6 protein-coding genes (1 of these 6 cut by a window edge) are annotated in these 8,132 nt (G+C 63.6%); 5 read left to right on the forward strand and 1 reads right to left on the reverse strand.

All coding sequences use genetic code 11. From position 1 onward, the window contains the following. Positions 1–9: 9 nt before the first annotated feature. On the reverse strand, positions 10–1,938 hold the full coding sequence (locus ABD704_RS09470; RefSeq protein ID WP_344699441.1) for a M61 family metallopeptidase: 1,929 nt from the start codon (positions 1,936–1,938) through the stop codon (positions 10–12). 167 nt (positions 1,939–2,105) lie between these two features. Between ABD704_RS09470 and ABD704_RS09475 the strand changes: the two genes are divergently transcribed. The 5 genes from ABD704_RS09475 to ABD704_RS09495 form a co-directional block, all read left to right on the forward strand. Continuing rightward, positions 2,106–4,664 carry a TonB-dependent receptor plug domain-containing protein gene (locus tag ABD704_RS09475; RefSeq protein ID WP_344699442.1) on the forward strand — a complete coding sequence of 853 codons (2,559 nt, stop codon included), beginning with the start codon at positions 2,106–2,108 and terminating at the stop codon, positions 4,662–4,664. A 45-nt stretch (positions 4,665–4,709) separates the two neighbouring features. After that, entirely contained in the window at positions 4,710–5,945 is a 1,236-nt protein-coding gene (gene hisS / locus ABD704_RS09480) for a histidine--tRNA ligase (protein WP_344699443.1), read from the forward strand. Continuing rightward, positions 5,942–7,027, forward strand: a complete 1,086-nt coding sequence (gene prfA, locus ABD704_RS09485; protein WP_344699444.1) for a peptide chain release factor 1 — start codon at positions 5,942–5,944, stop codon at positions 7,025–7,027. The genes hisS and prfA overlap by 4 nt, the downstream gene beginning before the upstream one ends. Further along, positions 7,024–7,851: a peptide chain release factor N(5)-glutamine methyltransferase gene (prmC, locus tag ABD704_RS09490; RefSeq protein ID WP_344699445.1), complete on the forward strand. Its 828-nt coding sequence runs from the start codon at positions 7,024–7,026 to the stop codon at positions 7,849–7,851. Before prfA ends, prmC begins: the two co-directional genes overlap by 4 nt. 240 nt (positions 7,852–8,091) lie before the next feature. Further along, on the forward strand, positions 8,092–8,132 hold the start of the coding sequence (locus ABD704_RS09495; RefSeq protein WP_344699446.1) for a DUF4167 domain-containing protein. The gene runs 592 nt beyond the window's last position; 41 of the gene's 633 nt are visible here — the first part of the coding sequence; its start codon is at positions 8,092–8,094; its stop codon lies beyond the right edge, outside the window.

The raw sequence follows: 8,132 nt of genomic DNA on the forward strand, positions 1-8,132 counted from the left end.
TCCTTCGCGTCAGCGCGGCGCGAGCAGCGCGTCGAGTGTGCCCTGGCCTTTCCCGATTTTCTCAAGACGCGGGTAGCGCAGGCCGTCGTGCCAATCGAGACTGATGGTCCGGTATAAATCGCCGCCCTTCACCAGAAGCTGCACGCCTGGGCCCTTGCCCGCGGCAGCTTTGATCGCCTGCTTCAGTGCGTCCGGATCGTAGCTGCGGTTGTTGACCGCAACGATCTGACTGCCGACGGCAATACCGGCGTTGAACGCCGGGCTGTCCCACAGCACGCTCGTTACCTTGCCCTCCGCGCCGATCACAAAGCCTCCCGAATAAGTGAGGTCTGTGTTTTTGCGGCTCTTCTCGGCACTCTTCCACCAGTTGGTGGGCGTGTCGGTGAAGATCAGGCGGTAGCCGCCCTGAGTTATACCTTCGAGCGGCGCCTGAGGGGCGATGTCGTAGACCTTGCGCTGAAGGTAGCTCCGCCAATCGTAGGGCTGCACCTTGTTAAGCGTCGCTACCACGTCGTCGAAGGTATAGGTCAGCTCACCAAAGTCACGGTCGCGGACGCCGAAGAATGCCTTGGCGAAGTCGTCGATCGAGCGTTTGCCGCCGGACTGCTGGCGCAGGATCCGGTCGACGTCGATCCAGATCAACTGGCCTTCGCTGTAATAATCCTCGCTTCGCTGCCAGCTCCGCCACGGCTGCGGCCTGCGCTGCGCAATGACCGGATCGTTGGTGGTGTCGACCAGCGGGCGCCAGGCTCGCCCGGGCGTGCCGGGGCCGTAATTCGCCGCCGTGGCCGCGATCGCGTCGAGCGTATCCTGCTTCGACAGCATTCCCGAGCGGGCGCCGAGCACATAGCCCCAGAACTGCGTCTGCCCTTCATAGACCCACAGGTACGTGCCCTGCATCGGGGTTCGGTAATCGGGCGTCCACAAGTCGGCGCCGCGGCGGAACTTGCCGTCCCAGCTGTGCGAGAATTCGTGAGGCAACAGGTTGCGGTCGCGAAGCTTGTTTTCCCAGTCGGTAAAGTAGCCGCGGCCGACTCCGTCTTCCGAACTGCGATGGTGCTCGAGGCCTTCCCCGCCGAGCAAGTCGGAGATGGTGAGCAGGAAGTTGTAATGATCGTAATGCTGCGAACCGAACGCCTTCACCGCCTGGTCAACCAAGCGCCTATGTGCCGCAATCTGCGCCGGCGTCGCCGCAAGCTCCGCCTCCGTGTCGCCAATGACGTCCAGCGTGACGTCCGGGCTGAGCGGAATAGCCCGGTGGTGCGCACCAGCGATGAGCGGCGAATCCATCAGGATCTCGTAGGTCGTTACCGGATAATCGATGCGGTTGCCGGATTGTGCGCTCGGTCGCAGCGCCGTCGCCGCCTTCCAGCCGGTCGGCAGGATGACTGACGCCTGGATCGGTATGTTCCGAACGAAGTAGCCGGCCGGGTAAAGCGAGTTGGCAATCCACTCGATGCTCGCCATGTCGGGCGTCGCGACCACGCGGCCCTGATTTTCGCCGGTGGGTGACACGTACTGGAACTCCACATCGACTGCGCGGACGCCTGCCGGCACGGCGACGTGGAAGGCGTAGACGTCCAGATTGTCGCGCACCCATTTGAGCTCCCGCCCGTTCGCAGTGGCCCGGAAGCCAGCAACCTTGTTGATTTGTCCTTCGTCCGAGTGTGTACCGGGGAGCCACTCGGGGTAGAGAAGCACGAGATCTCCGGCCGCGGTGACGGGCACGCGCTCATGAATGCGGAAGATCGCGCGAGTGACGTCGGAAGCATCCACCGTGAGCTGGATCGTGCCTGGGTACGGGATGTCGCGTGCCGCCGGGATCGTGTCGGTCTTCGCTGTCGGTGCCGGTCGGCTATTCTGTGGCGGAACGATCTGGGCGAGGGCGGAGCTGGCGGACGAAAGCAGGAGGGACGCGACTAGGACGCTACGCAACAACACAAACTCCTCGGGTAACATAAAATCGGGTGTTCTTAAGGCTCTAGCGCCTTTAATAGAGCGTGCAATCAGCCTGCGAGCGGCGTTCGCAGATGAGTTTGGGCGCTTTGTCGAACATAACGACGTTGTCAGTCCAAGTTCATTGGCCGGGATTAGCTGCGCTCCACATGACTATGAAAATCACGCTGCTCGCCAGCGCCGCCGTGCTTTTGCCGTTCGCCAGTCCCGCAACTGCCCAACAAACGATCACACCGGACCAGCCAAGTCCCTCGGGGGCTGCCACGGCGACGCCTGTTCCAGCGGCCGACCCGAATGCGCCGGCGGCCACATCAGGCAGCGCGCCCGCTGGCGCTGACGACACAGCTGAAGAGGAAGAAATCGTGGTCGTCGGGGCAAAGCCGCGGGGGTCGATAGTTGGCGACATCCAGCCCGTGGATACTCTCGACGCCCGCGACGTCCGCGCGACGGGCGCGACCAATATCAATGAATTGCTGGACGCCATCGCGCCGCAGGTCGGCAGCGCGCAGGGTCGCGGCGGAGAGCGACCCGTGCTGCTGCTCAACGGCCAGCGAATCTCAAGCTTTCGCGAGATGCGCGATATTCCGACCGAGGCCATCCAGCGGGTGGAAATCCTGCCGGAGGAGGTAGCGCTCAAATACGGCTACAGCGCCAACCAGAAGGTTGTGAACATCGTCCTCCGCCGGCGCTTCCGCTCCACGGTTGCCCAGTTGGGCGGAGCGCTCGCCACCGAGGGCGGCTACGGTTCGGCGAACACGGACCTCACCCGTCTGATGATCCAGAAGAACGGGCGGACGCAGTTCAACCTGCACGCCGAAGGCAATTCCCTGCTGACCGAGAACGAACGCAACCTGACACCACCGGGGACGTCGGCGCGATCGCTCGTCGGGTCGAAGCGGGACATCCGCGGATCGGCGATTTTTAACCGCCAGGTACTCGGCAATGTGGGTGCGACGCTGAACACCGAAGTCGAGCATGTCGAGGGCCGTTCGTTGCTCGGCCTCGGCGACATCACCTTGGACAGGCTGTCGCGAGACACTGCGACCGACACCGCGCATGCCGGCCTGACGCTCAACTGGGACAAGGCCAAGTGGCACTGGAACGTCACCAGCAACGCCGACTGGGAACATGACCGCACCAATACCGAGCGGGACAATCCGAACTTTCCCGTCGACCGCGCTCGCGAGACGGTGACCTCCGCCGACGTCACAGCCGTAGCGAACGGAACCTTGTTCAAGTTACCCGCCGGCAATGCGGGGGCGACGTTCCGGGTTGGCGGAACGACCACGCATCTCGACAGCGAACATGTTGTCGCCGGTCTTTCCAACGCGAATTCATTAGGGCGTACGACCGGCAATGCGGCGGCAAACCTCGACCTGCCCGTCTCCCGCCGCGGGCGCGATTTCAGCGCCCTCGGTAATCTGACCTTCAGCGCCAATGGTGAAGTGATTCAGCTTTCCGATTTCGGAACGCTGACCAAGATCGGCGCCGGCGCGAATTGGTCGCCGGTGAACCGCCTGAACTTCGTCACCAGTTGGACTCGGGAAGAAGGCGCTCCAACCATTACCCAGCTTGGCAATCCCCTGCTGAGCACGCCGAACACGCGCATCTTCGATTTCACCACCGGGCAAACCGTGCAGGTCACCGCAATCACCGGCGGCAACCCAGACCTGCAAGCCGACCGCAGAACCGTATTGAAGCTCGGTGGCTTCTGGAAGCCGACGGACAAGGTCGATCTCACTCTGCGCGCCGATTACGTGCATCAGAGGATTGAGGACCCAATCTCCGCGATCAGTGTCACGCCGCAGATCGAGGCGGCGTTCCCCGATCGTTTCGTCCGGAACTCGTCGGGCCAGTTGGTCGCGGTCGACTTTAGGCCGATCAATTTTGAGAATTCGCGGCGGGATACGCTTCGGCTCGGCTTTGATTTCTCGCAGTCGCTCAAGTCCCGGCGTCCGTCGCAGGCCGTCATCGACCAGATGCGCCAGCAATTCGGCTTTGGTCCTCGCGGCGGTGGGCAGGGCGAAGGCGGCGGCCGGTCACCCGCGGATAGCGGCCCTTCATCAGGCCGGCCCTCGGGCACGGAAGGCGGCGGTTTCGGCGGGTTCGGGGGAGGCCGGGGCGGCGGAGGCGGTTTCGGCGGCCGCGGCGGCGGGAGCCGAGGCAGGCTGACCTTTTCGCTGACCGATACGATCGCATTCGTCGACAAGGTCGAGATCGCGCCCGGATTGGACCTCGACTATCTGCATGGCGATGCGTCCAGCCAGACCGGCGGTACGCCGCGCCACACGGTCGAAGCACAGGCAGGCTATTCCAATAACGGGCTCGGCGCTCGCATCGGCGCAAACTGGCGCAGTGGGACGAACGTGAATACGTTGACGGGAGATGATTTGCGCTTCTCGCCACTTGCGACGTTCGACCTCAGGCTGTTCGCCAATCCCGGAGACATTCCGGAGCTTGCGGTGAAGCACCCGTGGCTGCGGGGAACGCAGGTCAGGCTGGAATTGAACAATGTCCTGAACAGCAAGCCCAAGGTCCACGACGCCTCAGGCGCCGTACCCATAAATTATCAGCCGGATCTGCTTAATCCGATTGGACGGACAGTGATGATCAGCTTCCGCAAGCTCTTCCTTCCGTCGCCGGCCTGGTTCCGGCAACAGTTCCAACGCGATCGGCAACAGCAGCAATCATCGACACCCACGCGCTGAGGAAGTTTTTGTCCTTTCCGCAAATTGTGCTTTAGCGCCGCCGCAATGACGTCCGTTCAGCCCGTTCGTGGCACGCAAAGCTTGCTTGGAGATGAGGCCGACCGCCTGGCGAAGGTGGTCGCGACCTTCGATCGCGTTCGTCGCCTGTACGGCTTCAAGCGCGTCGAGGTCCCGACAATCGAACAAACCGCCGTCTTCGCCCGGACGATCGGGGAAACGACCGACGTCGTGTCGAAGGAGATGTATTCCTTCGAGGATCGCGGCGGGGAGTCGATCACGCTTCGGCCCGAATTTACGGCGGGGATTTGCCGCGCTTACCTCAGCGAGGGATGGCAACAGTTCGCGCCGCTGAAGCTGGCGGCGTCCGGCTCGGCATTTCGGTACGAGCGGCCGCAAAAGGGCCGTTTCCGCGAGTTCCATCAACTAGACGCAGAGATCATCGGCGCTGGGGAATCGCAGGCGGACATCGAGATCCTGTGCCTTGCCGACCAGCTGCTCAAGGAACTTGGAATCGAGGGGGCGATCCTGCAGCTCAATACGCTGGGCGACCCCGAGACGCGGTCGGCATGGCGCGATGCGCTCTACGAGCACTTCCGGGGCCATGCGGCGGCGCTCAGCGAGGACAGCAAGGCACGGCTGGAGCGCAATCCGCTTCGCATTCTCGATAGCAAGGCGCACGAGGATTGGCCGATCGTGGACAGTGCGCCGACGATTGACGACTTCCTGACGCCGGAAGCGGCCGATTTCTTCGCTCAAGTGAGCGAAGGTTTGACGGCGGCAGGCGTTCAGTGGGAGCGTGCGCCGAGGCTCGTGCGCGGCCTCGATTATTATCGCCACACCGCATTCGAATTCGTCACCGACCGCCTGGGAGCGCAGGGCACTGTCCTTGCCGGCGGCCGGTACGACGGTTTGATCGAGGCGTTGGGCGGCCCGCATACTCCTGCGGTTGGATGGGCCGCAGGCGTAGAGCGTCTGGCAATGATGATCGGGGAGCCCGAAGCGGAAAAGCCGTCCGTGACAGTCATCCCGCTCGGGCCGAGAGCCGAGGCGGAGGCGCAGCGGATCGTCGCCGGACTTCGGCGCGAGGGCGTCGCCACAGACATGGCTTATCGGGGCAATATGAAGAAGCGGCTCAGCCGCGCGAACTCGGCCGGTGCGGCTTACGCGCTAATCATCGGCGACGATGAATTGGACCGTGGCGAAGCGCAGCTCAAAGACCTCGCGTCCGGGGAACAGCGCTCGGTATCGCTCGACCTGATTTCGGAAGCCATTCGTTCGTGACCCAGATTTCTTCCGAACGCATCGCGTCGATCGAGGCGCGCAAGCAGGAGCTGTCGGACGCGATGGCGCGTGGCGACTTGGTGCCTGAAGAGTTCGTGCGCCTGTCGAAGGACTATGCGGCGATCGAGCCGGTGGCCGCGGCGGCTCGCGAAGTTCGCCGTCTCCGCGCCGAGCTCGAAGTACTGACCGGCATGCTCCACGATCCGGCTGCCGAGCCGGAGCTCAAGGAGATGGCGGCGGCCGAAGCCGACGAGATCAAGCACAAGCTTCCGCTTGCCGAGCGCGCTCTCGCGATCAGGCTCTTGCCGCGCGACGCCGCCGATGAGCGTGCTGCGATGCTGGAAGTCCGCGCCGGTACGGGCGGCGACGAGGCGGCGCTATTCGCCGGCGATCTCCTCCGAATGTACCAGCGCTTCGCCGAGGAGCAGGGCTGGCGGTTCGAACTTATCTCCGCCTCGCAGTCGGAGCTTGGTGGGTACAAGGAGGCGATCGCGTCGATCAACGGGACGGGCGTGTTCGCCAAGCTCAAGTTCGAAAGCGGCGTCCACCGCGTGCAGCGTGTGCCGGCCACGGAAAGCGGCGGACGTATACATACTTCCGCAGCGACGGTCGCGGTGCTTCCGGAGGCCGAAGACGTCGACGTGCAGATTGACGACAAGGACTTGCGGATCGACGTCTATCGCTCTTCCGGTCCTGGCGGTCAGTCGGTGAACACGACCGACAGCGCCGTGCGCATCACCCACCTTCCGACCGGCCTCGTCGTCATCCAGCAGGACGAAAAGTCGCAGCACAAGAATAAGGCGAAAGCGCTGAAGGTGCTGCGCACGCGCCTGTTCGAAATGGAGCGCGAGCGGCTTGCTAGCGAACGCGCCGGTGCGCGAAAGTCGATGGTCGGCTCCGGCGATCGGTCGGAGCGAATTCGCACCTACAATTTCCCTCAGGGACGAGTCACTGATCACCGCATCAACCTCACGCTTCACAAGCTGGAAGAGGTGCTCGAGGGGCCGGGGCTCAACGAGATTATCAACGCGCTTGTCTCCGAGGACGAAGCAGAGCGGCTCGCGGGCCTGGAGGAGGCGTGAAGCCTATTTTCCGCGCGCTGGCCGACGCCGCGCGCCAGTTGGAGGACACGAGCGACACCGCCCGGCTCGATTCGGAATTGCTGATGGCCGAGGCGCTCCACATCGATCGCGACCGGCTGCTGCTGTCGCCACCGGACCGGGGTGTGCCCGACCGCTTTTGGCAGATGGTCGACCGCAGGAAGGACGGGGAGCCCGTCGCTTACATCACTGGACGTCGCGCCTTTTGGAACATCGAGCTTCACGTAGGCCCCGGCGTGCTGGTCCCGCGACCGGATTCGGAGGTGCTGATCGCGTCGGCCATCGAGCATTTCGAGGGGACGAAGGGGCCGAGCCGGATCCTCGACCTGGGCACGGGGCCGGGCACGCTGTTGCTGGCAGCGCTGGATGTTTTCCCCGAAGCGACCGGGCTCGGGATAGACGTGTCGCGCCAGGCTCTGTCCTACGCCTCGGCGAACGCGCGGCGGATCGGCGTCGATCAGCGCGCAAAGCTGATGCAGGGCGATTGGGCCAAGGGGTTGGTTGAGAAGTTCGATCTCGTCCTGTGCAATCCGCCCTACGTGCCGGACGACGCGGAGGTCGGCGCGGGGGTACGTGAATTCGAGCCGGACGAGGCGCTGTTTGCAGGCAAGGAAGGGCTGGACGCCTATCGCGTGCTCGCGCCGCAGCTTCCGTTATTGCTCAATCCGGGAGGCCTCGCAGCAGTCGAAATTGGACATGATCAAGCCAAGGCCGTGACTGCGCTACTGGCCCGGGACGGGCTGCAAGCCAACGTCGCAAAAGACCTCGCCGATCGCGCCCGTGTCCTATTGTTAACCTGGATTTGATAGAAAAGCGCTTGGCAGAACGTATCGAGCGCACTACATCATAGGTCAGGGCCGGGCCCGCTCCACCACGAAAGATGATGAGCGCATCCCTTCCCTACCCCCGACGCAATCGGCCGTTCATCTCGCGCTTTTAGGGCGCAGACCGGAACGAGAGGGTCAGGAGCTGGCGCCAGCTTTGCTGGCTCGGCCCTGCCTCCGACTGAGACCAAGGGGCTAGCGACTACTGCTAAGGACGAGCATTTGATCAACAATCGTCAAGGCGGCCGCAGGCGCGGTCGTGG

The organism is Sphingomonas limnosediminicola (assembly GCF_039537965.1).
Classification (GTDB): domain Bacteria; phylum Pseudomonadota; class Alphaproteobacteria; order Sphingomonadales; family Sphingomonadaceae; genus Sphingomicrobium; species Sphingomicrobium limnosediminicola.

Coding starts and splice junctions, on each gene's coding strand:
- hisS (WP_344699443.1), top strand. CDS start 4,710: ATGACGTCCGTTCAGCCCGTTCGTGGCACGCAAAGCTTGCTTGGAGAT.
- ABD704_RS09475 (WP_344699442.1), top strand. CDS start 2,106: ATGACTATGAAAATCACGCTGCTCGCCAGCGCCGCCGTGCTTTTGCCG.